A 26516-nucleotide genomic window follows, 5' to 3' on the forward strand; every position below is an offset into this window, starting at 1 on the left:
CGTCGGGCAGGAATTCCTATGATAGTCAAATTCACCCGTATGCCAGACCATTCAGGTACACGCATTTCTAAAGAAAGTGATGATCATGCTCCGCCCATAAAATCCATTCAAGTCAAACATAGTATTATTCTGATTTCCATTGATACATTAAATATGTGGCAACAAGTTGGTTTTTTAGCCGATGTATTTGCTGCATTCAAAATGCATGGGTTTTCTGTGGACCTCCTCTCTTCATCAGAATTTAACGTGACACTTTCATTAGATAGTAATGCCAAACTGCGTGACCGTCAGGCACTAGATGCTTTACTCGCTGATCTGAATTGTTTCGGTCGCGCTAAATTAATTGAACCATGTAGTGCGGTTAGTCTTGTTGGTCATCACATACGTACCGTTCTTCCCCAATTAGGACCTACCCTTGAAGTATTCGATGCCCAGCAAATTTACCTCATGTCCTTAGCCTCAAATGATTTGAATTTAACCTTTGTTGTTGATGAATCACAAGCTGATAAATTATGCCAAAAACTACATAGCCTGCTGATTGAAAATAACCCGCAAAGTTTCTACTATTCAAAAAGTTGGCAGGAAGAGTTCGGCAAACCAGAATTGAAAAAAGTACCCTGGTGGGAAAATGAACGCCAGAAATTGCTAACAATCGCAGCAAACAATTCGCCTTGTTATGTCTATCATAGTCCAACACAGGCCAATAAAGCGGATGAATTATTAAGTTTAAAATCGATTGATCAACTCTATTACGCGATAAAAGCAAACCCACATCCAGCTATCTTGCACACTCTTTATAACAAGGGAATTAGCTTTGAATGTGTTTCTATAGATGAGCTAAAACATGTCTTGAACTTATTTCCCAAAATCGACAAAGAAAGACTGCTTTTTACACCCAACTTTGCCGCAAGAACAGAGTATGAATACGCGCTTGCGCTAGGTTGTCACGTTACTGTTGATAATTTATATCCTTTGGAAAATTGGCCAGAACTCTTCACCGAAAAACGCATTCTATTACGCATCGATCCGGGTTGTGGTGCAGGACATCATAAATATGTTTGTACGGGTGGTAATGAATCCAAGTTTGGCATACCACAGCATGATCTCCCTCAAGTTATTCAGCTGGCTGCCCAACACCACATTAAAGTCATCGGTTTACATGCTCACTCTGGCAGCGGGATTTTAACCCCTGAACTTTGGCAGCAAACCGCATTGATGCTCACAGCATTAACCGAGCAATTCCCAGACGTATCTGTCATTAATCTGGGGGGAGGCCTAGGAATCGTTGAAAAACCTGGACAACAGCCTTTGGATTTGGCAGCCCTGGATGCGTCCTTAATGGCAGTAAAAACCCGTTTTTCTCATTTGAAATTTTGGCTAGAACCTGGACGCTTCTTTGTAGCCGAAAGTGGTGTCATCCTCGCGAAAGTAACCCAGTGCAAAGAAAAAGGCAAAGTCCGCTTTATTGGTATTGAAACTGGGATGAACTCGTTGATGCGGCCTGCTCTCTATGGTGCCTATCATGAAATAGTCAATTTAAGTTGTCTTCACCAGGAAAAGATCGGCTTTGCGCATGTCGTTGGACCAATTTGCGAATCAGGAGATACCTTAGGCTATGATCGCTTGCTACCAGAGACCCAGGAAAATGATGTAATCCTCATTGCTAATGCCGGTGCCTATGGTCATTGCATGAGTTCCAATTATAATCTCAGAGCACCAGCGCAAGAAATTATTTGGGATTAATCATCAAATGCTTAAGGACAGCCAACAACGTCTACAAGCCACGGACCCTCGCCAGTCCTTTATTGTACAAGCACCGGCAGGTTCTGGTAAAACTGAAATACTGACGCAACGCTATTTAAGGTTGTTAGGCAATGTCAACGAGCCCGAACAAATCGTTGCCCTTACCTTTACACGCAAAGCAGCCAGTGAAATGCGAGAGCGCATTATCCTGGCTTTACAGCAAGCTGCTTCCGGTACCTTACCTGCTTCTTCACATCAACAACAGACATACGGTTATGCTGTCGAAGCACTAAACCGCAGCACAGAACGAGGGTGGCAGCTTCTGCAACAATCAGGACGTTTAAGAATTATAACTATCGATTCTTTGTGCCAAACACTCTGTCAGGCAATCCCTCTGCAAGAAAAACAAGTCCCCTATGCACAAATTAGCGAATACCCAGAGCGCCATTATCAAGCAGCAGCAAGAGCCTGTCTTGCGCACGCTCTTAGTGATAAAAATTTACATCACCCCTTAAAATGTTTGTTACAACATTTAGACAACCGTCAGGACAAGCTTTTAGAATTATTGGGGGGACTTACTAATCAATCGCGATCAATGGTTAACCCCTTTATATTTTGCTCGTGAACAAAGCCAAACAAGTTATGAGCAGATGCTTGTCTTTATTGAACAACATGAACTAAACCGTTTTAAACAAAGCACGCCTATCAATTGCCAGGAAGATTTATGTCAGCTTGTTCGTCAATTCGCTAACCTTGAAACAAATCCGGAATCATCCCGCTATTCACTGCGTAACTGGCATAGCTTCACACAACTGGATAGAGAATTAGTAACCAATCTGGCTGCTTTACTTTTAACCTCTCAGGGACATTTGAGAAAAAGTTTTGATCATCATGTCGGCCTGAAGCGCGGGATCTGTGAGGATAGCTTATATAATCATTTAAAAGAAAATAGTAAAGAAATTCTCAGCCAACTTGATAATGCACCTGATTTTCTTGAAGCCTTGTTGCGAGTACAGCATCTACCTGCGCCTCACTATGACCCTGAACAATGGGAAGTCCTACAAGCTTTATTTACTTTACTTCCTTTGTTAGTTGGGCATTTACATTTGATCTTCAGTGAACAAAATGAAGTCGATTTTGCTGCCATTTCCCAACAGGCTTTGCTTGCGCTCGGTAATGAAGAGACCCCTACTGATTTGACACTTCATCTTGATAACATCATCCACCATTTATTAGTCGATGAATTTCAAGATACGTCTATTCAACAGTTTCAATTGTTGACGAAATTAGTCCACGGTTGGCAACCCGATGACGGTAAAACTCTTTTTGTAGTTGGTGATCCTATGCAATCCATTTACCGTTTCCGCCAAGCAGAAGTGGGCCTTTTCCTGAAAGCAAAACAGCAAGGAATAGGTCCTGTTCGATTAACACCCTTGGAGTTGTGTTGTAATTTTCGCTCTACTGCAACCATAGTCAATTGGGTAAATAACCAATTCCGTACTATTTTTCCCCAACTCGATGATATGGAATCCGGTGCCGTTTCCTTTCATTCATCAATGAATGTTCTACCTACTGATGAAAACAGCTACGTCAAAGCCCAACAATTTTCAGATCGCCAGCAAGAAGCACACGCGTTGATAAAATGTGTTGTTACAGAATTACAAGTCAATCCCAACAGTGATATTGCTATTCTGGTACGTTCACGTAATCAGCTCACTGATATCATGCGACTATTGCGCGAACAACAAATTAGTTTTCAGGGTGTAGAGATTGAATTACTAGCTAAGCTTCCTCATTTGCGCGATCTTTGGTCATTAACCCAAGCCTTACTCAGGCCAGCAAATCGGCTGGCCTGGCTGGCATTACTCAGAAGTCCTTGTGCTGGACTATCTTTGGCTGATCTTCATTTACTAGCCAATTTCGACAAGAAAAAATCCATTTATTATGCGTTATCACAGTTAGACGATATAGTTGCACTAAGTGAAGAAGGACGTACACGGGCTCGCTTTGTTTATACTGTGTTACAAGAAACCTTGGCTTGTCGCCATCAACAATCATTCTCTGACTGGGTAGCACAGTCTTTCCGTCAATTGCATGGCGATAAAATTTTAACCGCCACAGAGCAAGCTGACCTGGAACAATTCTGGCTCTTGATTGATCGATGTACTCCCAACGGCCAATTACCTGAATGGGATCATTTTAACAGCGAATTTAATCGATTATATTCTCAACGTACCAGCCCTTCCCGTTTACATGTGATGACGATTCATAAATCCAAAGGACTAGAATTTGATTCTGTAATTTTGCCAGGCTTGAGTTCTAAAGCCAGAAACCAAGATAAGCCTTTGTTACGCTGGTTAAAATTACCCAGTAAAAAACATGGTGAATTATTACTTGTTTCCCCTATAAAAGCTGCGCATCGAGAACAATGCTTGCTTTATGATTATCTGGGTAAATTGGATAGCGAAAAAAATAATTATGAATTACAGCGCTTACTGTATGTTGCAGTTACGCGTGCTAAAAAAGACTATTCCTTTTTGACAGTAGCGAAAAAGAAACCCAAGGAACTTTCCGCAGCTTTTTAAAACATGAAGAATTTCTTGCCCAGGAAGAAAGATTGGAATCCATTATGCCTCCCGATAAATTGCCCGAACTTTATCGGCTGCCTTTAGCTTTCTATCCTGATTTACCATCGATGTCTATCTCCAAAGTACCGACAGCCACTCTTTTGCCTACAGATAGTAATGCACGCCAACTAGGAATAGTTACCCATGAATTACTGCAATGGATTTGTGATCATCATCCCAGCACCGATGAAAATCTACCCTGGTCGCTTGTCATAAATCAACTTAAACAGTTAGGTTTGGATAAAACAGAACAAGACAAAGCGTATGAAATGCTTCGTCAGCAAATCGCCTCTTTGTTTCAAGATCCAATTGGTCAATGGCTAATACAACCTCACACGGAAGAGAAAAATGAATACGAATTGCTGGTTGGCGAACAAGGAACTGTTAGCACCAGAATTATTGACAGAACCTTTATCACTCAAGAGTGTCGTTGGATCATTGATTTCAAAACTGGTAGTGAACAAATGGAGGCCAAAAAACATCACCAACAACAAGTCAATGAGTACGCTCGTCTTTTGGCCGAACTAAGCAGTCAACCTATTAAATGCGGACTCTATTACCTGACTAGCGGTCATTGGATACAATGGGACTATGTCAGTCCTTTAGCAATATCATCTGCCGAGTCAAAATAGTGATCAACCCTCTATAGGACAGTAAAAGGTTAAGGTTACCGAAATAGGCGTTGTTTTAGATAGTAGTATTATCTATAGTTTAAATATATTTGGCAGATAATTGATGTTAAGCAGGAGTTGTTCAATTTAAGGATGATTAATAATTCATACAATAATGGCATCTTAGTCATGATGCCCAAATTATTTGTAATCCTTATCCTAATGGTAATTATATTACCAACATTGGGGATATTGTTTGGCTTTAAATTAGCAATTCCTAGCTGGTCGCATAAATCGGTAATTATTTACCATGCTTTATATTATTGGTCTATTTCGATTATTGCGGCAATAGTTGCTTTACTTGCATTCACTCATTATAGATTAACAAAAGATAATGTAGCGCTTAGTTTAAGTTTCGCTTATTTATTTGCGACCTACTTTAATACCACATTTACCTTGGCTAACGAATGGGTATCTCCCTTAAGTGAAAATATTGAAAATTTACATGCCTATGTTTGGGTTCTTTCAAATATTTTCACAGGAATCCTATTAGCAGTGGGCTTAACGAGTTACTTACTAAAAAATTTAAAGCAACAACACTTGATAGCAAGTTTATTCATTTTAACAATTCTCTTTATTCTTGGCAGCGGTTATTACTGTACATATTGGCTCCCACGTGTAGAAAAATTTCCTCGAATTATATATCCAGGAAAAACCATTATGCACCCTTTTGGTTTAATAAATTTATTCCTGTATCTGTATTTGATATTCGCTATTTATCCTCAGTTAATTAAGAAAAAATTCTCTATCTTGCCTTTTTCTATTCTTTATATTGCGATCGCTCAAATTGTCATATCTTGTTATATGATCTTTGGTTCAACGCATATCTATAATACCGTTTATCTGAGTGCGCTATTAATACAATTGTTAATCTATTTAATTCCCTTTTTCGCATTGATATTAAGTTATCTTTCTAGTTATGATTTCGCTCTTGCAAGCCAAAAAGAATTACAGCAACAAAAAGAGAAATTTGAACAACTATCTACCTATGATCCTCTAACTCATTTACTGAATAGACGGGCGTTTGAAGAAACCACCAATAGAATGATCGAAAATGCTAAACGCTATAATTATAACTTTACTCTTTTATACCTAGACTTAGACAACTTTAAATCCGTTAATGATTCAATAGGACACGATATAGGAGATGCTTTAATTAAAGCAGTTTCCCTACGCTTAAAAAAGCCATACGAATGAGTGATTATTGTGCCAGATTAGGTGGCGATGAATTTGGAATCATTCTTACAGAAGTTAATTTGCAACATGATGCTAATCTCGTAGCACAGAAATTAATTACTATCTTGAATAAACCATTCCGTATCAAGGGCAAACAACTTTATACTGGAGTCAGTATTGGCATTGCTATCTATCCATCAGATGGAAATACCTACCATGATTTATTAAAAAATGCTGATACTGCAATGTATCGAGCTAAAACATCAGGTAAAAATACCTATACACTCTATACAAAAAATTTATCGGAAATTTATTTACATGAATTGGAGATAGCAAACCAATTACGTAACGCTCTTAAGAAAAATGAATTTTACCTTAGATATCAACCTATATATAACTTACCTACCAGACAAATTATTGGTGGCGAAGTGCTTTTGCGTTGGGAAAATAAGCTTTTGGGAAACATTATACCTCAAGATTTTATTCGTATCGCAGAAAAATTGGAAATAATGATTCCTCTTGGTAACTGGGTATTAGAAAATGCTTGTCAACAAATTAAAATTTGGAATGATAAATATAAAAAACCCTTACAATTTTCGATCAACTTATCACCGGTTCAACTATCCACTCCGAATTTTATACAAAAATAAAATCTATATTAAGAAAACATCACATTAAGCCTGACACATTAAATTTGGAATTAACAGAAACTGCTTTGTTAGAAAATCGAGCGAGCATTGAAAAAATATAATCGCTTTAGAGAAAAATGGCCTTCATTTATCTCTTGATGATTTTGGCACAGGGTATTCATCTCTAACACGTTTGAAAAACCTACCGATTAATACCTTAAAGATTGATAAATCATTCGTCATGAATATTGAAAATGAAAGTAATTCTGCAATCATAATTGAAGTCATTATCCATCTGGCAAAAAACTACAAAAAAAGTGATCGCTGAAGGAATCACCACAGAGAGTCAATTAAAATTCTTAATCGCCAATGGATGTCATTACGGCCAAGGTTTTCTATTTAGTAAACCATTATCTGCAAATCAATTTGAATCGTTAGTTTATAGAGCCTCTTCCAGTTAACGAATACTATTTATCTGTTGTGAACAAATGCGATCGATTTTAATTGCTCTTAGTGTTTCCGGATATATTTAACAACTGTACAAGATACCTCATTAAAACTTATAATTCTTTCAATATGCTAACTAATAAATCAACTGAATTAGCCAGTGCTATTTGCTCCTCCCTAGCTAAAGTCTGCAGACTTTCATTCAAGCGGTTATGGAGAAGATAGGGGGAGGAACAAACAAATTCTTTTCCTTTTTCGGTGATATCAATAAAAATAATACGGCGATCTTTTGAATCCCTGGCGCGATTAACGAAACCCTTTTCTTCCAAGCGATCAATAACACCCACCAAGGTACTGGTAGATAAATAAACTCGCTTTGACAATACTGAAAGCGTCATAATGCCTTTTTCATAAATCTCATACAAACATATAATTTGAGGGACAGTAAGCCCATAGCACTTATTTAAACGTCTAGAATGGTGATCCATCTGTTGCATCATTTTGCGCAAGGCAAGCATGATCATTTTTGATCGCTGCTCGGATTGCACATCGAGCTGAGTTTTTTCTAACACATTATTGTCAAAATTGTTCATGAATAAGTCTACTAACTCGTCTAGGGTTGAAATGAGCTGCTTAAACTATTAGTATGAAAAAGTAGTTTGTGTACTAATCATTTCAACAGCTATAGATTTTTAATAAACTATCTATTGTACTCAACTATTCCATACAACTGTAGGAGCCTTTGTAAATATAGTGAGGACAAACAAGTTATCTCCCACAAATCTGAATCGAAGAATTCATGATACCTAGTTTTTTAAATCAAAATAATAAAAAGAAGGATTAACTGATGCAAAATCAACTCTATGAATCCTTATTAGCATTTCCTGAGTCCGAATTCTCTGCTGCACCAACAACGATAGCCTCAGCAGAAGAAAACGAAATTTATTTTCGTAGCGATGGTGTTCTTACCTTGGGAGTAGAAGTTGAATTACAACTCATGGATGCCACTCATTATAATTTATGCTCACGCGCAGAAGAAGTATTAGAAGCCACCACACATCTGGGAAAAGTTAAACCGGAATTTTATTTAAGCACCATAGAAATTAACACGGATAAATGCTATTCAGTACAACATGTTGAAGAGGATCTCTACAAAACATTCACTGACTTACAACCTGTCACAAAAGAACTAAACCTTTTACTTTCAACCACAGGTTCTCACCCTTTCTCCAAATATTCCGACTGGATAATTTCTCCGACCGCTCGCTATCAAGAATTAATTGATCGTAACCAGTGGCTGACGCGTCGCATGAGTGTTTTTGGTTTACATATTCATCTGGGTATGTCCAGTGGTGAAGATTGCATTCGCTTTAATAATTTTTTATGTATTTTTACCTCATTTGCTAGCATTATCTTCAAGTTCTCCTTTTTGGCAAGGAATTGATACCGGACTATCCTCGTGTCGGCCAACTACTTATGAATCATTGCCAACAGCCGGCCAACCCTATCATGTGCAGACATGGCAAGATTTCGAATATCTTTATAAGACACTCAAATCATGTGGCTCGATAAAATCACTAAAAGATTTATGGTGGGATCTGCGACCAAGCCCTAGTTTTGGCACACTGGAAATTCGGGTTTGCGATGGCACAGCTACTCTTTCTGAAACGTTAGCAATTGTTGCATTTATCCATACTCTCGCTCACTGGTTTAATGATAATGGCAGTTGGCTTGAATCAGTGTCCTATCCAACCCACTGGCTATCACGGGAAAATAAGTGGCGAGCTATTCGATATGGTTTGGATGCTGAGTTGGTCATGAATACGGATGGCAAAATAAAGCTGATGAGAAATGACTTAGAAGAATGGATTGAAAAACTGCAGCCTTATATTAATCAACTGAATTACCAACCTTATTTTTCAACCCTGCAAACTATTCTAACTCGTGGTACCAGTTCTGAACGGCAAAGAAAGGTCTTTGCGCAGACTAATTGCTTTAAAGAAGTAACCAAACATAATATCAACGAATTTTTACAGCAAAAACCACTCTATTAAAACAGCCTAAATTTTTATTACCTCCGAATCAAGAATTACCTCTCGTGCGCAAGGAATTTCTATCCTTCGCGAGAGAGGAAAATGAATCATTAATGACATGTCCTTGAGCTGCTGTCGCACTGTATTATCAAGAATCACGGAGTTACATAAACCCGTTGCCATTACGCAATAAAGGCAACACCTCCGACAACGGCCGCTCAGGTAATTCCAGTAAAATCTGTTCTTGCGGACCTACAATTGCCAATAAGTTGATTAAGCTATTGACGCCATGACAAACAGCATCAGTACGAACTGTTTGTGTTCTAAAGTTGGTAATAAAGCCTCCTATCGCTCGCGCAGGATTTTTGACATTGTAAGTATTTTCTTTGGTATAAGCATTTTGCAATAACCAGCGACTTGATAAGGTAATAGCCTGTCTATACTGTTGGCAATCCGTCAAATGGTTTGATTTACAAAACTCGTAAAACACGCCCATGACTTCATTAATCCAACCATTGCCACTAGCTGACATAGCATCCAGATAACGGCCATTGTTATAGATATCATCCATATTGGTAATCTGGCGGGATAAAATTTTACTACCTACACGTTGGATCGTATCCCGATAGACCGGTGTATTATCTACCTTGGCAAAATCAATCAAGGACATCATTACCCAACTTGTAGAGATAGAATTCGCCGGACGGTAATTATCACCGACTAAAGGACCTTGGGTATTCACCAAATCGACAAAGCGTTTAGCAATCTTGGTTGCCCCTGCACGGTAACGCTTATCCTGTGTCACTGCATAAAGTCTCGATAGGGCAGACAAGACTTGTCCAGAATACAGAAATGATTGTTTTTCATTATATTGCCAACTACCACGATCACAACGAGCAATTGGTTTTACCCTGCCATCCTGCTCTACCATCGTCAATAACCAATCCCCTGCTTTTTTAGCTGACTGTATATACTTCGGTTCATCCTTGTAGAGTTGAGCAAGCTCCAACAAGGTAAAAATAGTTTTCGAAGTAGTCCCTACCACAACCACGCACGTTTTCTGATTCGTATTGGGATCAAAGCCATAATAAAAACCACCGGCATTAGGCCCCTCTGTTACCTGATTAGATAGAATAAAATCGGCGATTGGTTTAAATTTCTGTTGTAGTTGGGGATCTTTGTTTAAAGCGTAAAGTTTTAACAGCGTATATAAACTGGATGAAGAATAAATAGTCCTTAATAAACTTTCTTGTTTGTCGTCACGTGCATTATAAAACTTAAAAAACCGTGCAATTGTGGATGCATTGTTTCTAACAAATAGTGTTCACTATTTTCTATTTGCTGCTCAACCGCCTTGGTATCTAACTTTCTAATGGCAACACGACTACCCACCAATTCAAGTCCCTGATCATAATATTCAATAAAGGAATAAATTTTTGCCGGATAATAGTCAAAATCAACTTTAAAACGGTACTCCTTAAGCTGCTCTGGTGTTAATTTATCAGCAGCTTGCTGACTAAGTGCTAAAGCCGTTGCCTTTTTTAAAGTATCCGTTAACCGTGCGCCATGGGCACACCCCTTCCCCACCTGCTTTCCTTGATAATAGGCAGTGATTTTTACACTCCAATCCATTTTTTGATAAGGATTACTCCATGTGGCATCCAAATCATTCAGTTTAGATTGTAAAATTTTTGCGTTTTGCTCAATTGCTGCTGCACGAATAAATTTAATCACTTGATCGCGAAATACTTGATTACTTACCTCAGGAACAAAGCTATGTTTTACTTGTTCATTACGAGGTTCCCAAACAGCATAAAGAGAAAAAGAATATAGAAGGCAAAACAGGAGTGTGGTTATTTTACGCATATTGCTTATCTTCCTGGTGCAATGAAATAGTAGTAATATCGAAGTTAGAGTTTATTAATAAAGGCATTCCATTAGCAATCGGATCTTCTCTTATTATGTGGTGAGTTGCCTCTTTAACTCAGCTGCTTGTTTCATAGTTACCTTAACCTATCCAATGCAATAAATGCGGTGAACTATAATAAAGAAAGCGCAAATCTGAGGTCGTAAAAATGCCTAAGTTAAGCATGAATTATGAATATGCTAAAGTATTCTCTGATGAAATATGGCGATTTTATATTGACTATTATCGGCAAATCACAACAGATGGCAAACAAAAAGGGGCTCAGCTATTTGATGTGGAAGAGCCGGGTTATATGGCTGCTATGCTTAAAGCACATCGGTTACTGAATGACACCTTGCACAAGAAACTCACTCCACAACTTATCGTGCAATTATATAGAGCTGCTTTAGAAGGTGTAAGCAAAACAAACTTAGAGGAATTCGATCGCTTTGATCGTTTTCGATCAAATGACTTTAGTGGTTTTTGGTTAAAACTAAATACCTCTGATGGAAACGAAGGTAATGTTTCGAGAGAGGGATTGCGAGAATTTTTACAAGAAGTGATTGCCAATAAGAATGAAAATAAATTTGAAATTTTGAGTAATGACCGCGTAGATGTACTAGAAGAAGCCTTATTACAGTATGAAAAAATTTTGATAAAAACAAGGGATTGAGAATGCTTTAGATTTTTTAGAAGATAAAATAAAAATACAAAATGCAGGTTTGTTTCACCCAGAATGACGCATAAAGTCATCGAGGAGAAGATTAATCGCTATCTTCTGCAATATGAAGAAAAACTAAAGCGTGTATCCGGCGATCAAAACAAAATGGATGTCATTATTGAACTAGTTCAAAAATAGAACGACTGCATCCTTTTATTGACGGCAATTGCCGAACATTGGTGATGTTAGTTCTAAATAGAGAATTAATTAGGAATGGCTTTAAACCCACGATGCTATGGAACCCAAATCGCTTTGACTTTTTTGCAATTGAACAATTACGCCAAGACATTATCGATGGGTGGATTATTACGAACAAATATCAATCTGGAATAGCTATCTTGAATGCGTACAAAACATTGCATGAGTATGTGGATAAATTATATGCGGCTGCTGATAAGAGTGTATTTCATAAAGATAAAATAATAGAGAAAGCAGGAAGACTGGAAAAATTATTGCAAGATATAAAAGCAAAATCCCCACACGAAGGCCTTGAGCTTATTCAAACGAACTTGAGAACATTTAAAAGCAGTAGAGGGTTAACAACCCGCCTCTTTGGATTGGAAACAACAACTGAAAATTTATTAAAAGACTTAATGAACGCCCTTGAACATATGCCATTATCAAGTATTACAATCGATGTGAATACTTAAGATATCACGCTTAATCCGATCTGCCATCCAAAATAACCTCCTGAAAAATAAAATTTTCATTGCAACTACAGAATAAAACGGTGAGGTTACAGGATCAAGGCTTTCCTTTTCCTTTCTGCCAAAATTATTCACAATTCGAGACTCATATAGACTAAAGTAAACTCTATTTTCTTCCTAATATACCCACCACTCTGTAAGCTATATTTACTGTTTCACTCCGAGTCCTGACTGCTTTTTACATTCATCGAATTAGCAAGCTTCCCGAACTTGCAATCGTAGGCTATCATGCCAACTCGACAAAAAGTGGGTTAAACGGCGATGAATGTAGAAAAAATCATAGTTGACATCCTTGCGGCTACCTCTGACAAGACACTTGGCTTGACGATACCTCAATTAGGTTTGCAGTCCAAACTAACTATAGAAAATAATCAAATTAATTTGACCTTGGCAGCAGGTTTCCCAACCAAATTGTTAGAAGACAGCCTCATACCCCACCTTAGCGAGAGCTTGCAACAAGCGTTGCCAAATTATCAAATTCAGGTCTCAATGGATTTTTATTAGAGCTCATCGTACTCAATTAGCTGGCAAAGGATTACGTGGTGTTAAGAACACCATCGCTATTGCCTCAGGCAAAGGGGGTGTAGGCAAATCCACAGTTACCGTTAATTTAGCAGTTGCTTTGGCTCGTGCCGGAGCGAGAGTCGGTATTCTTGATGCTGATATTTATGGGCCTAGTATTCCCTTAATGCTCGGCAAAACCAAACCGGTAGAAATCAGTGGCAACCATTATTTACCAGTATCTGCGCATGGAATACAGGCTATGTCCATTGGTTATCTCACCGATAATGAGCAAGCCCTAATCTGGCGTGGCCCCATGCTGGCAAAATCACTGTTACAAATGTTAGATATTACTCTTTGGGATGAATTGGATTATTTGTTGATTGACTTGCCTCCTGGAACCGGTGATATTCAGTTAAGTTTGGTACAAAAGATCCCTATAACTGGTGCCGTTGTAGTAACTACTCCGCAAAATGTAGCTACTTTGGATGCACAAAAGGCTATGAAAATGTTTGCTAAAACAGGCATTGACGTTCTTGGTCTAGTAGAAAATATGTCTTTACATATCTGCAGCCAATGTGGTCATCAGGAAGCTATTTTTGGTACGGGGGGCGGACAAAAACTCAGTGAAAGTTTTCAAACAACGTTATTAGGCCAATTGCCTTTGAACAGCCGCATTCGCAGCCAATGTGATGAAGGTTGCCCTATTGCTGCCCAAGGTAATGACGAGTTAGCGAAAACGTTTATCAAGACAGCCATGCAAACAGCAATTACTTTAGCTAAAAACCTTTAAATTATGCAGATAAGTTTCCTCCTATCGTAATTGAATAATAAAATATCAATCTGTGTTTAATATAAACTTAAACGCAACGGCTTTTTTCGTGTTAAACTAAAGATATTTTTACAAATAAGTGATTATCCATGTCTGAAAATTACACAGCTGAAGCGATCGAGGTGTTAAGCGGTCTTGAGCCAGTGCAACGCCGCCCTGGCATGTACACCGACACAACCAGACCCAATCATTTAGCACAAGAGGTGATCGACAATAGTGTTGATGAAGTAATTGCCGGCTTTGCCAATCAAATTATTGTCACGCTACATGAAGATGGCTCCATCGAGGTAGAAGATAATGGCCGTGGTATGCCAGTTGATCTACACCCGCAATTAGGCTTAAGTGGTGTCGAAGTCATTATGACGCGTCTGCATGCCGGTGGTAAATTTTCCGATAAAAATTACAGCTTTTCTGGTGGTTTGCATGGTGTAGGCGTCTCTGTAGTCAATGCCTTATCTGAACGGGTTGAAGTCATCATCAAGCGCAATGGCATTATTTACGGCATGAGCTTTGCCAATGGTGACAAGCTAGAAGAACTCAATGAAATTGGTGTCACCAAAAAACGTGATACTGGGACAATTATTCGTTTCTGGCCTAATGCTAGCTATTTCGATACAACGAAAATGTCTATTAAGCAACTGACTCATGTTCTGCGCGCCAAAGCTGTTCTTTGCCCTGGCTTGTCCATGACCTTTATTAATATGGCAACGAATGAACAAATTCATTGGTGTTATGAGAAAGGTTTGGCAGACTATCTACTGCAATCCTTAAACAGTGATTATTTCCCTGATGAACCCTTCACTGGTGAATTTGCCAGTGAAGAAGCAACTGTGGACTGGGCTTTAGTCTGGTCAGCCACATCTGGCAACAGTAATTTAAATGAAAGTTATGTAAATCTGATTCCTACCGCGCAAGGTGGAACTCATGTTAATGGTCTTCGAGCAGGACTGTATGATGCCCTGGCTGCTTTTTGTGAATTACGTAATTTACTGCCACGTGGAGTGAAATTAACTGCAGATGATCTCTGGGAACCTTGCCAATATGTACTATCAGTGAAAATGAAAGAGCCGCAATTCGCCGGGCAAACCAAAGAGCGTCTAAGTTCCAGACAAACAGCAGCCTTTGTCAGTAACGTGATTAAAGATTCTTTTGCTCTTTGGCTTAACCAGCATCGTAGTCAGGGTGAGATGATTGCTGCTTTTGCCATTGAACGTGCTCAAAAACGTTTACGTCAAGCAAAGCAAGTTGCTCGTAAGCGGGTTAACCAAGGTCCTGCCTTACCAGGTAAATTAGCTGACTGTCTGCAACAAGATTTAAGCCAGGCTGAATTATTCCTGGTTGAAGGTGATTCAGCGGGTGGTTCAGCTAAACAAGCTCGTAACAAAGACTTTCAGGCTATTCTACCTCTACGAGGAAAAATCCTAAATTCCTGGGAAGTAGAATCTAATGAAGTATTAGCTTCACAAGAAATTCATGATATTTCCGTTGCTATTGGCGTTGATCCAGGCTCAACCGATTTGGCTGGCCTGCGTTATGGTAAACTCTGTATTCTTGCTGATGCCGATTCAGACGGAGCACACATTGCTACGCTGCTATGCGCACTCTTCTTACGTCATTTTAAACCACTCGTTCAAGCAGGTCATGTGTATGTTGCCATGCCGCCTTTGTATCGGATTGATGCGGGTAAAATAGTACATTACGCTTTGGATGATGAGGAAAACAAACCATTATCGCGCAGCTTTCCCAAACCACGAAAGCGAGGATTAACGTTCAACGTTTCAAAGGCCTGGGAGAAATGAACCCTATGCAATTGCGAGAAACTACTATGGATCCCAATACCAGACGTCTGGTCCAACTCACTCTTGATGATGAATCTGCCACCATAGCCATGATGGATATGATGCTGGCTAAAAAGCGGGCTTCGGATCGCAAAGCCTGGCTGGAAACCAAAGGAAACCTGGCTGAAGTTTAGCCAGGTTTCGCAGTTTCTTTTAAAAGATCACCACCTTAATACAGGGATTAAGTTGGAATAATCATCCGTCCACAATCGACTTTCTTTTTCCGCAACAAAACGCCATCCGTCATTACGCATGAGGCGAATTGCCAAGGGTTGATTAGTTGTAAGCAAGACCCATTCTGATTGAAATTGTCCTAATTTATTATTACCGGAATGCCCATTATGTAGCACCAACAACTCAAGATCACGCCCAGCTGCGGTCAGCACCGGCAACAGATTGAGATGGCGATTACTGATATTCACCAAAATAACACCATCAGAAGTAATTTTTTGTTGGTAAAGTCTGAATGCCTCTATCGTTAGTAAATGAGTTGGAATGGCATCAGACGAAAACGCATCGACAACTAATAAGTCCGTAGGCTTGTCTTTATCCTGCAATATTAACCGGCCATCTCCTTTAATGAGAGAGACCTGCGGAGGACAATCTCGTAAATAAGTAAAAAATGACTATTTTTTGCTATATCAAGTACTTGCTCATCAATGTCAATAATTTCGACTTGATCCCCTTTGTGAAACTGACAAGCCATCATTCCAGTTCCCAAGCCTAATATAGTAGCGCGCAAAGGCTGATAGGTTTCTTGTAAACGCCGCACTATGGGTAACATGGGACCGTAATAAGCCATAGCCCCATTCCCAGCCCCTTGTGCTCCTTCCAGTTGAAAACCATGCACCGTATTCTGACTCATTAAGACATGGGCTCCAAACTTGGAAACGACTTGTTTCACACCGTAAAAATTACGTTGTTGACTTAAAATTTGTGTTTGTTTAAACCAAGGAGAAAACAGAAAAACAAATAAAATACTCATGCCGGCAAACAAAGTGACTCTATTTTTTGGCCAAACAATGATACAACTTAAGGCTAAAATCTCAGCCAGGTGATACTTCTTAAGCCACAAAACCCACTGTTGCCCCGGCAAACAATAATTCAGCACTAATACGGCAAGAACAATGAAAGGCATCCAACCTAAACGGGTAGATTTAGGTAAAGGCAAACAAAAGAGTGCTAGCAAGAAAACCAAAGGATACTCATAAGCATCATTAAAAATTCTTGGTGCTAACAAGCCATTAAATAAACCGGCTAACACGCCCCCCAAAGCAAGGCAAAAATAAAAACTCGTTAATTGACTGGCCGATGGCCGCATCCTTATTAACTCACCATGACACAATAAAGCAAACATAAAAAAACTGGCTAAATGAAAAATAATTAACTGCCAGGCTTGTAATACACTAGCCCCAAAGATAAATACAAGCACAGGGAAAATAACAAATAGCAAGGTGGAGCGACCTACCCAGGTATGAGAAATAAGTGGCTTTCTGGCAAAAGTTATGACGAAAGACAATAAATAAAGTGCTAAAGGAAATACCCACAGCAAGGGGGTTGCCGCAATATCAGTCGATATATAAAAAGTCACACCCAACATTAAACTACAGGGAATAAAACTATAACTTACCCAACGAAAAACAGATTGCCAGGTGAGCTGACTGTGCTCTTGCGTTGATTTTGAGTGCTGATAAGGGAGTGCAAAAAGTATAAACCCTAACAATAACAAGTAGATAACAAAAACAAATTGCCAGTAACGAAATTGCTGTCCTAAGCCGAGCGTATATTCAATCAGCCAAGGGTAACTCATTAAGGCTAATAAGCTACCTATATTGGAGGCTACATATAAAAATAAGGATCATTGGCATATTTATACCGTGTTTGACTATAAGCAAATTGTAGCAACGGTGCGGAAGCACCAATGACGACTAAAGGTAATCCTAGCTGACTGATTAAATCTTTTAAAATAGAAAACTCAGGTACTGTACCACTCTCCGAAGGAACAAAGGGCTGTAATAAAAAATCAGACTTAGTAAAGCGACTACAAAGTGCAGTGATCTTCCAAACCGCCAATTAGCAAAACGACTAAGCAACCAGGCATAGCCGTAAGCTAACAATAATAGCGCTTGGAAGAACAACATACAGACTGTCCAAACAGCCGGTGTACCACCATAGAGAGGCAACATTGCCTTTGCCACCATAGGCTGGATAATAAATAATAAGGTTGCACTTAAAAATAGACTAGCGGCAAAAAGAAATTGTATCACCTATTCATCCTGCTATTTCTGTACTACCTGAGTTAAGTACTCAGATATTACATTCGAATTCGAATGAGCAAGGATTGTGGCTGATATTTTCAAACTAAGGAAGATATTTTTGGTTTATCATGCAATGAGCAATAAAGAAAACAACTGGCTCTCTGTCCTGTTGCTTTCTTTAGCACACTGCATTCCAAACTATTTGGCACGTGATGCATTTAGCATCCAGCGTGCTTTCTCATGCTCTTCAATATGATTAGAAAGTAAATTAGCAGTACCTTCATCATTATTTTCCTGCGCTAAGGTCATTGCCTGGTTCAGATCTTTTACCAAGGTATCATGATCATTAGCCAGTTCGGTCACCATCTGATTAGCATCAAGACTAGAATCACCATCCTTTATTCTTTTTAATTGCTCAAATTCCTTAAACGTTGCTGGCGCTTTATGCCCCATAATACGAATACGTTCAGCGACTTGATCAGCTGCTTCAGCTAATTGCAAATATTGCATCTCAAATAATTCATGCAACGCTTTAAATTGTGGGCCTGTGACATGCCAATGGTAATTTTGAGTTTTCAAATACAGTGCATAGGTATCTGCCATGATAATTGATAGTTTTTTAACGACATCGCTCATATTAAACTCCTTGTTATTTCTTATGTATTAAACATAGCTGAAAAAGAAGATAATTTAAAATCAATTAGTTAAATCATAACGATTGATATTATTTATCGTTAAAAGCTTCGTCAAGATAAATAACACAATATCCATATACCCTTTCAATAATAGGCTGCAAAATAAGATAATTCATCAATTTCAGCAAATAAAGATAATAATTTGCTAGAATCAGTACGTTTTAATTAATAAAGTCTGAGGCAATATGAACGATCAGTTGCATACCCTGAATATAAATGATTTAGAATCCATTACTGTCAATAATAAAGAGCTCGCTTTGCAAGCTTTAGAGACTGGTAAAGTCATTTACTTACCTCACTATGCTTTTTCTCTTCAGACAGTGGAAACAGAGCAATTACTTACAGAAACTATCTTGGATGGTAAACATAAAAATGTCAGTTTTGATTATCGCAGACATCGCTTAGGCGGTTATCGTCAGCAACATGATGAGACTGTTCTAGCCACCACGCTCACAGCGTTTATGCAACGCTATGCTGAATTTGCGAAGCAATTGGTAGATACCGTATTTCCTCACTATCAACAGGCTCTGCTATGGGGAAGGACCAGTTATCGTCCTGCTGAGATAAAAGGAAGAGTCAGCTCAAAACGTAAAGATGATACTCGTCTGCACGTTGATTCTTTTCCAGCTAGCCCAGTCGACGGTCAACGTATATTGCGCGTCTTTTGTAATATTAATCCGCATGGAGTACCAAGAATCTGGCATCTGGGTGAGCCTTTTGCCAAAGTTCTTAACCGCTTTGCCGCAGAGATTCCAAACTATAGCCCTATCCGCGCTAAATTTTTACATTGGGTGAAAGCAACTAAAACGCTGCGTTCAGCCTATGATCACTATCAGCTCAATTTACATGACACGATGAAGCTTAGTGATGAATATCAACAGACCGTCACTAAACAGCGATTTGATTTTCCTGCCAATAGCACCTGGATAGTCTTTACTGATCAGGTCTCCCATGCTGCTTTAGGCGGTCAATTTTTGCTGGAGCAAACTTTTTATCTACCCGTAGATGCCATGGCAAATCCTTCTTTATCACCTTTAAAACATTGGGAAAGAGAACAAGCTGCCAAACTCGCTTAAAATCTGATAGCCTGCTAGAAATCTGGCAGGTTGTTTTTGTAATAGCAGCCTAATATACTTAGAATGACTGTGGTTTTTAGATAACTATAAGGATGTAGGATGTTATCAGCCAACATGATTCCACGCTATGAGCTTCAACAGATCATCCTCCAGCTTGAACAAGCCATTTGTGAACATTTGCAATGGCATAACACACTCATTCGCGCCCTTGTTTGCCGTTTGCCCGCTGATAATAATAATCTACAAACTGATGGACACAATAAATGCATCTTTGGCCAATGGCTATGCGCATCAGCTCCTAAAGAGATCAACGACTATCCTGGATTTCTAACTATTGATAAAGCACACAAAAAATACATCTTTTGGCTTTACAGATAGTACAAGAAGCAGCAACAGGAAATATCAGCCCTATAAACTATGATCTTTTTAACAGTGCGTTGGAACATTTACAGCTGGAAATTACTACATTAAAAGGAGAGTTAGAGTCCTTATTATATAATCGCGATGCTTTGACTGGGGCTATCTCACAGTTGGGTATCTTACCCATCTTACGAGAACAGCAGGAATTAGCAAAACGTCAGGGTCAAAATTGTTGCATTGCTATGGTTGATCTGGACCATTTTAGTGAGATTAATGAACAACACGGACGCTACATAGGTGATAAGGTATTAGCAGCTATTGCACATTATCTAATTGATAATCTTAGGCCTTATGACAGAGTATTTCGCTATGGCGGTGAAGAGTTCTTATTATGTATTCCTTGCACTGAACTAGCCCCCGGGCAAAAAGTGGTTGAACGTTTACAAAAAGGTCTTGCCACCATAACTATCGATGCAGGTCAACAGGAATCCATCCGTGTTACAGTTTCCATTGGTTTGGCCTTGCTTGATCCTCATCTACCCATTGAGCAATGTATAGATCATAGTAAGCACGCTATGAACGCCGCAAAGGCTGCTGGCAGAAATTGCGTAAAGAGTTGGGACACACCAAACTAATAATAAACACAGGAAAGTATTAAATAACAAGGCCAAAGTACTGCTTGAAACTTACAATACTTTGGCCCATACAAGACACGAGAAATTTTTCAGCTCTTATTTACTTGGAATATGAGGAGTCTCGTATGCATCTACGATTTCAAGATCCATATCAACAGTTTGCTCTGTTTGCTCAAGCTGTTGCTCTGCTTCTTGGAAAAGGCGCATTTTTCTGGCATATTTACCCTCCTCCGTTTTTCTCTTTTTATGGACTTCTGTTGTTTCCTTTGAGACGGTTTCGATCTGAGTAGACGTTTGAGTTGATTCTAATCGTCGTTTACGCTTCTCTGGTTTAGTAGCATCCTCTACAGCCTCTTGATACATAATTCTTGCCGCCTCAGTCGTAACCAGCGCTGCATGAAGGTCCGTCAACTGTTTAATAATATCAATAGATTTCCCCTGTTTTTCGGCTTTAGTATCACGCTTAAACAAAGGAGCAAAGGCTTTTTTATCCGCCTTCCATTGTGCTATTTTTTCTTTTCCTCTTGTACTATTTGCTCCTTTTCTTCTTTCGTCAGTGTTGCTTTCTCGTCTTTAGTCAACGTTCTTTTAAGAGGGGGTTGTTGACTCTTTAAGACACGTTCAAGATACTGCAGATTCTCTTCTACAGAAAGGGCTTCTCTGAAGAGGTTCATATGCTTATTAAGTAATCCTCTTTGAGCAAACGGGGAGCCTGCTTCTCTGTATTCTTTGGTCTTTTTAAATCTTAATTCTTCTTGGGTAATCAGATTCTCGGATATTCTATCCAGTTGCCCTAAAACTTCAGTCAAGACAATGGCCTGTTCTTTCTGTAAAGAATTTTTTATGTTCTTGTTCACAAAACTCATGCAATGAGCGGGTGATTTTTTTGCGATACGAAATGGCTTCGTATACTCGTTAAAAGCTCGAAGCGTTCCTAATGCAAATTTTTCTAAAGAGGGAAGATATTGTTCGATTTCATTACTGTCTTTTGCTATCACTTCCTTTAATTTTTCTTTAAACCATTCTAATCTTACAAGAAATCTTTTACGGCTTTCATCCTGGCCTCGTTTGCTATCCGCACCAGTCAATCGGCGCAACCAGGCCTCACTTTCACAAAATTTACTAAGAAAAGGTTTTATAACGCTGGACAACTCCCAAAGATCCTTTTTCTTGATGAACGGCGGCAATTTATGACTATCTTTACCTAGTTTTTGGGCATCAACGTCCAGTGCAATCAATTTATTAACAATTTTTTCACCAAATTCACGCGCAAAAGCTTCCGATCCAGATAGAGATTGATCAATTTGTGGAAGTCTTGACATTAAATTATGGTAATCTTTTTTATTTGCTTTAGAGAACGGGCATAATTAGTTCTAAGCTGCTTACTGGCGCTTGATTCAATACGACTGACTGGCATGAGTTTACATCCTTAAGAAAAAGCTTTTATAAGTATAGTTTATATACATTAAGGAAATCTTAAGAAAACATTAAGAGATTCTTAAGAAAACATTAAGAGATTTCATTTATCCTTCAATAAGAGCATTACCGCAAATATAGTCTAAAGTGACTTTTTTATGAATTCTGTTATTTAAGCTTATTGGCTAAAGAAGTAATAGGACATTTTTAGTTGTGGTCACTCAATATAAAACACGTAACTCATATACTTTTCCCGTTATTTTAATTTCTTCTATTTTGCTGGGGGGCTTAACCGGCTATTTATTTGGCTCCAGTACTCGTTATTTAAAACCTTTTGGCGATATTTTTCTCAATTTAATTTTTACAGCAATCGTACCACTCATTTTTTCAGTGTGTCCTCTGCCCTTGCACGAACAGGCTCTTTGGGAAAACTAGGCAAAAATTATTTTCTATATGGCTATTGTTTTTCTTTTTACTGGCTTGATAGCAACTATATATACAATGTTTATCGTGAAGCTTTTTCCGCCTGCACAAGATGTTTACTTACAGTTGGCAAACCCTGGGAAGGTGGTTACGGCGAATTTTTCCAATCAAATTGCCGCTATCTTCACCGTTCCAGATTTTTCAAAACTCCTCTCTCACGAAAATATGCTTGCCTTAATTGTCTTTTCAGTTTTAGTGGGGCTGGCTGCTGCCACTACAGGTGAAAAAGGCAAGTTATTCACCATCTTTTTGCAATCAGGTGAAGAAATTTTCATGCGTGTTTTTTCGCTCATTATGTATTACGCACCCCTTGGTTTTTTGCTTATTTCGCCGTTTTAGTTAGCGAACTAGGTCCTAAATTAATGGAAAGCTATGTTCGTATTTCAGTAATCTATTATGTCGCGTCACTGATTTATTTCATCGCTGCTTATACTTTTTACGCCTACCTCGCCGGTAAAACCGGTGGAATAAAAATATTTTGGAAGAACGTATGGCTTCCTGCGACTACAGCCATCGCAACTTGTAGCAGCGCTGCCAGTATTCCTGCTAATTTAATTGCCACAAAATGAATGTTTCCCCAGAAATTTATGAAACAGCCATTCCCCTTGGTACCATCATTCATAAAGATGGCTCTGTTATGGGTGGTGTTTTTAAAATTGCTTTTTGTTTGGCATTTTTCATCTGGATTTTTCCGGAGTCACCGTGCTACTCACTGTACTAGGTGTTTCCCTATTGGTTGGTACTGTGATGGGAGCCATTCCAAGCGGTGGTATGCTTGGTGAATTATTAATCTTGACGATTTATGGATTTCCACCTTCAGTACTGATAGTCATAGCTGCTATTAGCATTATTATCGATCCGTTAGCGACGATGCTGAATGTGACAGGTAATAGCGTAAGTAGTATGATGATCGCACGTTTAGTCGAAGGAAAAAAATGGTTGCTGCAAAAAAATAGCAGTAATTATGTTTAAAAAGCCAATGAACAATAGGATTTCCCATGAATAACCTGCCGAGATGCCCAGAATGTAATTCCGAGTACACTTATGAAGATGGCCTGCTTTTTATTTGTCCAGAATGCACTCATGAATGGTCAAAAGATGCCTCAGAAAAAGAGACTAATCAAGAAGCCGTTATTAAAGATGCTAACGGGAATATACTGCATGATGGTGATACGGTTACTGTCATCAAGGATTTAAAAGTTAAAGGCTCTTCCTTGGTTGTAAAGGTTGGTACTAAAGTTAAAAATATAAGATTAATTGAGGGTGATCACGACATCGATTGCAAAATTGATGGCATTGGCCCTATGCAATTGAAATCACAGTTTGTAAAAAAAGTATAAGCCACTCTTCTCTGCTATGCTGGTTGCCCACTATTGCAACTAGCAAATATCTTATTTTTCAACCATCCTAAATAGTAGGGAAATCAACAACTATATGGAAATAAGATGCAAAACTATTTAATCGAAACAAAACGTTTGGGCTTGCGTTTTATGAGAAACGAAGATTTGGAGCATTTAAAAAGCCTGGATAAAGATCCGGTTGTAAAAGAATTTTTCCCTGAAGGCACACTATCTAATGATGAAATCAAAGCCTATATTAATGACTGTCTTGTCAATTGTAAGACCAAAGGGCTACCCTGCTTTGTTATTTTCAAACTTCAAACCAACGATTTCGTTGGGGAGGCTTATTTTGATCATATTGAGACAGGAGAAACCAAGGTTGGCTATCTTTTTCATAAAAAATATTGGAATAAAGGTTACGCTACAGAAGTGTTAGAAGCATTGCTTGATTGGGCAAAAATCTATATTAGCGCAGACTATATCATTGCTTATGCTGATAAAAATAATAAAAGTTCTCTTCGAGTGATGAAAAAATGTGGTATGGAGTATTATAAGGACGATTATTACTTAGATATGGAATGCCGTTTTTACCGTATTAAAAATCGATAATTAGCCAGCTATGTCCCCTCCGAATCCAAATTCAGGCAGAATAAATTGACAATATTACTCAGCACTTTTTCACAAATTTTGAGTTGTTCAATACTGACAAACTCATTAGGTCGATGCGCCTGCTCAATATCACCAGGCCCACAAACGATAGTAGGGATGTGTGCTTCTTGAAAAATTCCCGCCTCCGTTGAATAAGAAACTTTCAATCGCTCTTTTACACCGGTAACCATACGCACTAATCGCGTAATGGGAGCATCTTCCACTGCGTTAAAACCAGCCGAGTCGGATATTTGATCGAAATAAATCGCTGCATCCGAATGCGTTTTTTCATTTCAGGTAATAATTCATCACGAATATAACTTTCAACTTGACTGCGAAAATTTTCACGTAGAAATTGTGGGATATAGCGCACATCAAAAATAAACTCGCAATTACCTGGAGTAACATTCGCAGCGATTCCACCACTGATAATATTAGTAGAAATAGTTGTAAAAGGAATATCAAAATCCTCATCAAAGGGGCCATTTTGTCTTAGATAGTTAGCAATATTGCTGATATAAGCAATCAAACGGCTTGCGTATTCAACGGCATTACAGCCGCGCGACGCAAGCGATGAATGCGCTGCTAAACCTTTCACCTGACAGTGATAAACTTGCCTTGATTTTTCCCCGATTATTGGCCGCATATTAGATGGTTCACCAATCATGCAAGCTTCTGGCTGCAGACCTATTTTCTGCAAATATTGAACTAACCCTCCAGCACCTATACAGCCAACTTCTTCATCGTAGGTAAACGCTAAATGAATGGGTTTTAAAAGATCTAATTTTTTAAATTCGGGCACAAGAGCAAGCAAAACAGCGATATACCCTTTCATATCGCAGGTCCCCCGACCATAAATTTTGCCTTCTTTTTCTGTTGCTACAAAAGGATCCGTGTCCCAGGGTTGTCCAGCAACCGGAACAACATCCGTATGACCAGAAAATAGAATACCTCCCCGCGTGTCTCCATTTTTTGCCGGGATGGTTGCCAATAAATTGGCCTTGAATTTCTTATCATCGTAGACAACATGGTAAGGAATATCATATAGCTTAAACCAGGCTTCAATTGCCTCAATTAATTGCAGATTAGAATTACTGGAAATGGTGTTAAAGCCAATAAGATGCGAAAGCCATTGTATTGTATTCATAGTATTCCTTAGCATCGATTCACTACAGGTTAAGCCTTAGAGTCTCGTGCTGATCCCGACTGCTAATCTGTTGAAATTCAATATTTAAATTTATACTAAACTAATTTTTTGGTTAGCCAAAGGACTAAATCATCATCCACAGCATAACTACCACCAGGTACAACATAATTATAGTGATAAGTGACTCCCAAACCATCAGGTAGATATCCTCTTTTTATATAGAGTCTTTGCGCCGCTCCATAATCGTCATAAAGCCCGACTCCCAATCCACATCGAGTACTTTTTTAGCAATTTCTTGTTCGGCTCGATCAAGTAAACAAGAGCCAATTCCCTTATTACGATAAGGTGGCAATACATTCAGATCCATAATTTCCGGTATACTTTGATCTCGAAATGATTGGTAGGACGATAGCCATTTTAGAGTGACATAACCGGCAAAATCATCTTGGAAAAAAGCAAGCCAAATAATACGTTCTCCTCTATTTTGTTCAGCTAAATAAGTGATAAACGTTGAAGCAGGTTTTACCCAATGATGTCTGCTGAATTTCTCTACAATGGACTGAATATCAATTTGCATTAGCAATCTGAGCTTAATCTTACATTCATTCTTCATCATGATAGTGGTGC

29 protein-coding genes and 5 pseudogenes are annotated in these 26516 nt (G+C 38.7%); 22 read left to right on the forward strand and 12 right to left on the reverse strand.

Annotation, left to right across the window (positions count from 1 at the left end):
• From BN58_RS14840 to BN58_RS37935, 7 genes and pseudogenes are all read left to right on the forward strand, one after another.
• On the forward strand, positions 1 to 1743 hold a 1743-nt coding region (locus BN58_RS14840), incomplete at its 5' end, for a bifunctional aspartate kinase/diaminopimelate decarboxylase (protein WP_019217491.1).
• 7 nt (positions 1744 to 1750) lie between these two features.
• Complete coding sequence (locus BN58_RS34735; RefSeq protein ID WP_232220672.1) at positions 1751 to 2368, forward strand: UvrD-helicase domain-containing protein; 618 nt, start codon at positions 1751 to 1753, stop codon at positions 2366 to 2368.
• Between the two features lie 25 nt (positions 2369 to 2393).
• Positions 2394 to 4328 (forward strand): UvrD-helicase domain-containing protein, encoded by a 1935-nt coding sequence (locus BN58_RS34740; RefSeq protein WP_232220673.1) that lies wholly within the window; start codon positions 2394 to 2396, stop codon positions 4326 to 4328.
• Between the two features lie 44 nt (positions 4329 to 4372).
• Positions 4373 to 5002, forward strand: coding sequence for a PD-(D/E)XK nuclease family protein (locus BN58_RS34745; RefSeq protein WP_232220674.1), 630 nt, complete (start codon positions 4373 to 4375; stop codon positions 5000 to 5002).
• An 843-nt stretch (positions 5003 to 5845) separates the two neighbouring features.
• Positions 5846 to 6441, forward strand: a pseudogene (locus BN58_RS36390) (diguanylate cyclase domain-containing protein); the annotation flags it as partial.
• 21 nt (positions 6442 to 6462) lie between these two features.
• Positions 6463 to 6867 (forward strand): EAL domain-containing protein, encoded by a 405-nt coding sequence (locus BN58_RS36395; RefSeq protein WP_269570349.1) that lies wholly within the window; start codon positions 6463 to 6465, stop codon positions 6865 to 6867.
• A gap of 100 nt (positions 6868 to 6967) precedes the next feature.
• A pseudogene (locus tag BN58_RS37935) lies at positions 6968 to 7307 on the forward strand (EAL domain-containing protein).
• 99 nt (positions 7308 to 7406) lie between these two features.
• On the opposite strand, the gene BN58_RS14865 reads toward BN58_RS37935, so the two are convergent.
• A complete protein-coding gene (locus BN58_RS14865) occupies positions 7407 to 7886 on the reverse strand; it encodes a MarR family winged helix-turn-helix transcriptional regulator (RefSeq protein WP_019217495.1) in 480 nt (159 codons plus the stop codon).
• A 254-nt stretch (positions 7887 to 8140) separates the two neighbouring features.
• On the opposite strand from BN58_RS14865, the gene BN58_RS36400 reads away from it, so the two are divergent.
• Complete coding sequence (locus tag BN58_RS36400) at positions 8141 to 8737, forward strand: carboxylate-amine ligase (RefSeq protein ID WP_269570344.1); 597 nt, start codon at positions 8141 to 8143, stop codon at positions 8735 to 8737.
• Positions 8646 to 9347 (forward strand): carboxylate-amine ligase, encoded by a 702-nt coding sequence (locus BN58_RS25975; RefSeq protein ID WP_269570350.1) that lies wholly within the window; start codon positions 8646 to 8648, stop codon positions 9345 to 9347. The genes BN58_RS36400 and BN58_RS25975 overlap by 92 nt, the downstream gene beginning before the upstream one ends.
• 142 nt (positions 9348 to 9489) lie before the next feature.
• Here BN58_RS25975 and BN58_RS14875 read toward each other — a convergent pair whose 3' ends face one another.
• The gene (locus BN58_RS14875) at positions 9490 to 10377 is read right to left on the reverse strand and encodes a glycoside hydrolase family 76 protein (RefSeq protein ID WP_019217496.1); all 888 of its coding nucleotides are present in this window, start codon (positions 10375 to 10377) and stop codon (positions 9490 to 9492) included.
• A 185-nt stretch (positions 10378 to 10562) separates the two neighbouring features.
• Complete coding sequence (locus BN58_RS14880; RefSeq protein ID WP_019217497.1) at positions 10563 to 11192, reverse strand: amidohydrolase family protein; 630 nt, start codon at positions 11190 to 11192, stop codon at positions 10563 to 10565.
• Positions 11193 to 11401: 209 nt separating this feature from the next.
• Between BN58_RS14880 and BN58_RS14885 the strand changes: the two genes are divergently transcribed.
• The 5 genes and pseudogenes from BN58_RS14885 to parE all read left to right on the forward strand — a co-directional run bounded on the left by BN58_RS14885 (position 11402) and on the right by parE (position 15965).
• Positions 11402 to 11905 (forward strand): hypothetical protein, encoded by a 504-nt coding sequence (locus tag BN58_RS14885; RefSeq protein WP_019217498.1) that lies wholly within the window; start codon positions 11402 to 11404, stop codon positions 11903 to 11905.
• 63 nt (positions 11906 to 11968) lie between these two features.
• A complete protein-coding gene (locus tag BN58_RS36405) occupies positions 11969 to 12091 on the forward strand; it encodes a hypothetical protein (RefSeq protein WP_019217499.1) in 123 nt (40 codons plus the stop codon).
• Between the two features lie 44 nt (positions 12092 to 12135).
• Positions 12136 to 12603 (forward strand): hypothetical protein, encoded by a 468-nt coding sequence (locus BN58_RS14895; RefSeq protein WP_156812553.1) that lies wholly within the window; start codon positions 12136 to 12138, stop codon positions 12601 to 12603.
• A 318-nt stretch (positions 12604 to 12921) separates the two neighbouring features.
• Positions 12922 to 13992 (forward strand): annotated as a pseudogene (gene apbC, locus BN58_RS25980) (iron-sulfur cluster carrier protein ApbC).
• Positions 13993 to 14082: 90 nt separating this feature from the next.
• A pseudogene (gene parE, locus BN58_RS25985) lies at positions 14083 to 15965 on the forward strand (DNA topoisomerase IV subunit B).
• A 27-nt stretch (positions 15966 to 15992) separates the two neighbouring features.
• On the opposite strand, the gene BN58_RS34760 reads toward parE, so the two are convergent.
• The 4 genes from BN58_RS34760 to BN58_RS14915 all read right to left on the reverse strand — a co-directional run bounded on the left by BN58_RS34760 (position 15993) and on the right by BN58_RS14915 (position 18725).
• Complete coding sequence (locus BN58_RS34760; RefSeq protein ID WP_019217502.1) at positions 15993 to 16388, reverse strand: polyamine aminopropyltransferase; 396 nt, start codon at positions 16386 to 16388, stop codon at positions 15993 to 15995.
• Between the two features lie 2 nt (positions 16389 to 16390).
• Positions 16391 to 17641 (reverse strand): hypothetical protein, encoded by a 1251-nt coding sequence (locus BN58_RS34765; protein WP_232220676.1) that lies wholly within the window; start codon positions 17639 to 17641, stop codon positions 16391 to 16393.
• A gap of 29 nt (positions 17642 to 17670) precedes the next feature.
• Positions 17671 to 17904, reverse strand: coding sequence for a hypothetical protein (locus BN58_RS34770; protein ID WP_019217503.1), 234 nt, complete (start codon positions 17902 to 17904; stop codon positions 17671 to 17673).
• Between the two features lie 383 nt (positions 17905 to 18287).
• Entirely contained in the window at positions 18288 to 18725 is a 438-nt protein-coding gene (locus BN58_RS14915; RefSeq protein ID WP_019217504.1) for a Dps family protein, read from the reverse strand.
• A 244-nt stretch (positions 18726 to 18969) separates the two neighbouring features.
• On the opposite strand from BN58_RS14915, the gene BN58_RS14920 reads away from it, so the two are divergent.
• The 3 genes from BN58_RS14920 to BN58_RS14930 all read left to right on the forward strand — a co-directional run bounded on the left by BN58_RS14920 (position 18970) and on the right by BN58_RS14930 (position 20855).
• A complete protein-coding gene (locus tag BN58_RS14920) occupies positions 18970 to 19860 on the forward strand; it encodes a Kdo hydroxylase family protein (protein WP_019217505.1) in 891 nt (296 codons plus the stop codon).
• Between the two features lie 99 nt (positions 19861 to 19959).
• Positions 19960 to 20238 (forward strand): hypothetical protein, encoded by a 279-nt coding sequence (locus tag BN58_RS31880; RefSeq protein ID WP_019217506.1) that lies wholly within the window; start codon positions 19960 to 19962, stop codon positions 20236 to 20238.
• Complete coding sequence (locus BN58_RS14930) at positions 20223 to 20855, forward strand: diguanylate cyclase (RefSeq protein ID WP_019217507.1); 633 nt, start codon at positions 20223 to 20225, stop codon at positions 20853 to 20855. The genes BN58_RS31880 and BN58_RS14930 overlap by 16 nt, the downstream gene beginning before the upstream one ends.
• A gap of 96 nt (positions 20856 to 20951) precedes the next feature.
• Here BN58_RS14930 and BN58_RS14935 read toward each other — a convergent pair whose 3' ends face one another.
• Together BN58_RS14935 and BN58_RS14940 are read right to left on the reverse strand one after the other, a co-directional pair.
• A complete protein-coding gene (locus BN58_RS14935; protein ID WP_019217508.1) occupies positions 20952 to 21326 on the reverse strand; it encodes a hypothetical protein in 375 nt (124 codons plus the stop codon).
• A 35-nt stretch (positions 21327 to 21361) separates the two neighbouring features.
• Complete coding sequence (locus BN58_RS14940; RefSeq protein ID WP_019217509.1) at positions 21362 to 22177, reverse strand: hypothetical protein; 816 nt, start codon at positions 22175 to 22177, stop codon at positions 21362 to 21364.
• Positions 22178 to 22484: 307 nt separating this feature from the next.
• Here BN58_RS14940 and BN58_RS37160 point away from each other — a divergent pair.
• From BN58_RS37160 to BN58_RS14975, 5 genes and pseudogenes are all read left to right on the forward strand, one after another.
• A pseudogene (locus BN58_RS37160) lies at positions 22485 to 23093 on the forward strand (dicarboxylate/amino acid:cation symporter).
• A gap of 23 nt (positions 23094 to 23116) precedes the next feature.
• Positions 23117 to 23323 carry a cation:dicarboxylate symporter family transporter gene (locus tag BN58_RS37940; RefSeq protein ID WP_026069523.1) on the forward strand — a complete coding sequence of 69 codons (207 nt, stop codon included), beginning with the start codon at positions 23117 to 23119 and terminating at the stop codon, positions 23321 to 23323.
• A gap of 94 nt (positions 23324 to 23417) precedes the next feature.
• Complete coding sequence (locus tag BN58_RS36420) at positions 23418 to 23726, forward strand: cation:dicarboxylate symporter family transporter (RefSeq protein ID WP_156812554.1); 309 nt, start codon at positions 23418 to 23420, stop codon at positions 23724 to 23726.
• Positions 23727 to 23752: 26 nt separating this feature from the next.
• Positions 23753 to 24094: a zinc ribbon domain-containing protein YjdM gene (locus BN58_RS14970; RefSeq protein WP_019217510.1), complete on the forward strand. Its 342-nt coding sequence runs from the start codon at positions 23753 to 23755 to the stop codon at positions 24092 to 24094.
• Positions 24095 to 24199: 105 nt separating this feature from the next.
• Positions 24200 to 24703 (forward strand): GNAT family N-acetyltransferase, encoded by a 504-nt coding sequence (locus tag BN58_RS14975; protein WP_019217511.1) that lies wholly within the window; start codon positions 24200 to 24202, stop codon positions 24701 to 24703.
• An 8-nt stretch (positions 24704 to 24711) separates the two neighbouring features.
• Here BN58_RS14975 and BN58_RS34780 read toward each other — a convergent pair whose 3' ends face one another.
• The 3 genes from BN58_RS34780 to BN58_RS26005 form a co-directional block, all read right to left on the reverse strand.
• Positions 24712 to 24966 (reverse strand): M20/M25/M40 family metallo-hydrolase, encoded by a 255-nt coding sequence (locus tag BN58_RS34780; RefSeq protein WP_232220677.1) that lies wholly within the window; start codon positions 24964 to 24966, stop codon positions 24712 to 24714.
• Positions 24939 to 25889 (reverse strand): M20/M25/M40 family metallo-hydrolase, encoded by a 951-nt coding sequence (locus BN58_RS26000; protein ID WP_232220678.1) that lies wholly within the window; start codon positions 25887 to 25889, stop codon positions 24939 to 24941. Before BN58_RS26000 ends, BN58_RS34780 begins: the two co-directional genes overlap by 28 nt.
• 214 nt (positions 25890 to 26103) lie before the next feature.
• Positions 26104 to 26466, reverse strand: a complete 363-nt coding sequence (locus tag BN58_RS26005) for a GNAT family N-acetyltransferase (RefSeq protein ID WP_232220679.1) — start codon at positions 26464 to 26466, stop codon at positions 26104 to 26106.
• Positions 26467 to 26516 lie beyond the last annotated feature (50 nt).

The organism is Legionella tunisiensis, assembly GCF_000308315.1.
In the GTDB taxonomy this organism is placed as follows: domain Bacteria; phylum Pseudomonadota; class Gammaproteobacteria; order Legionellales; family Legionellaceae; genus Tatlockia; species Tatlockia tunisiensis.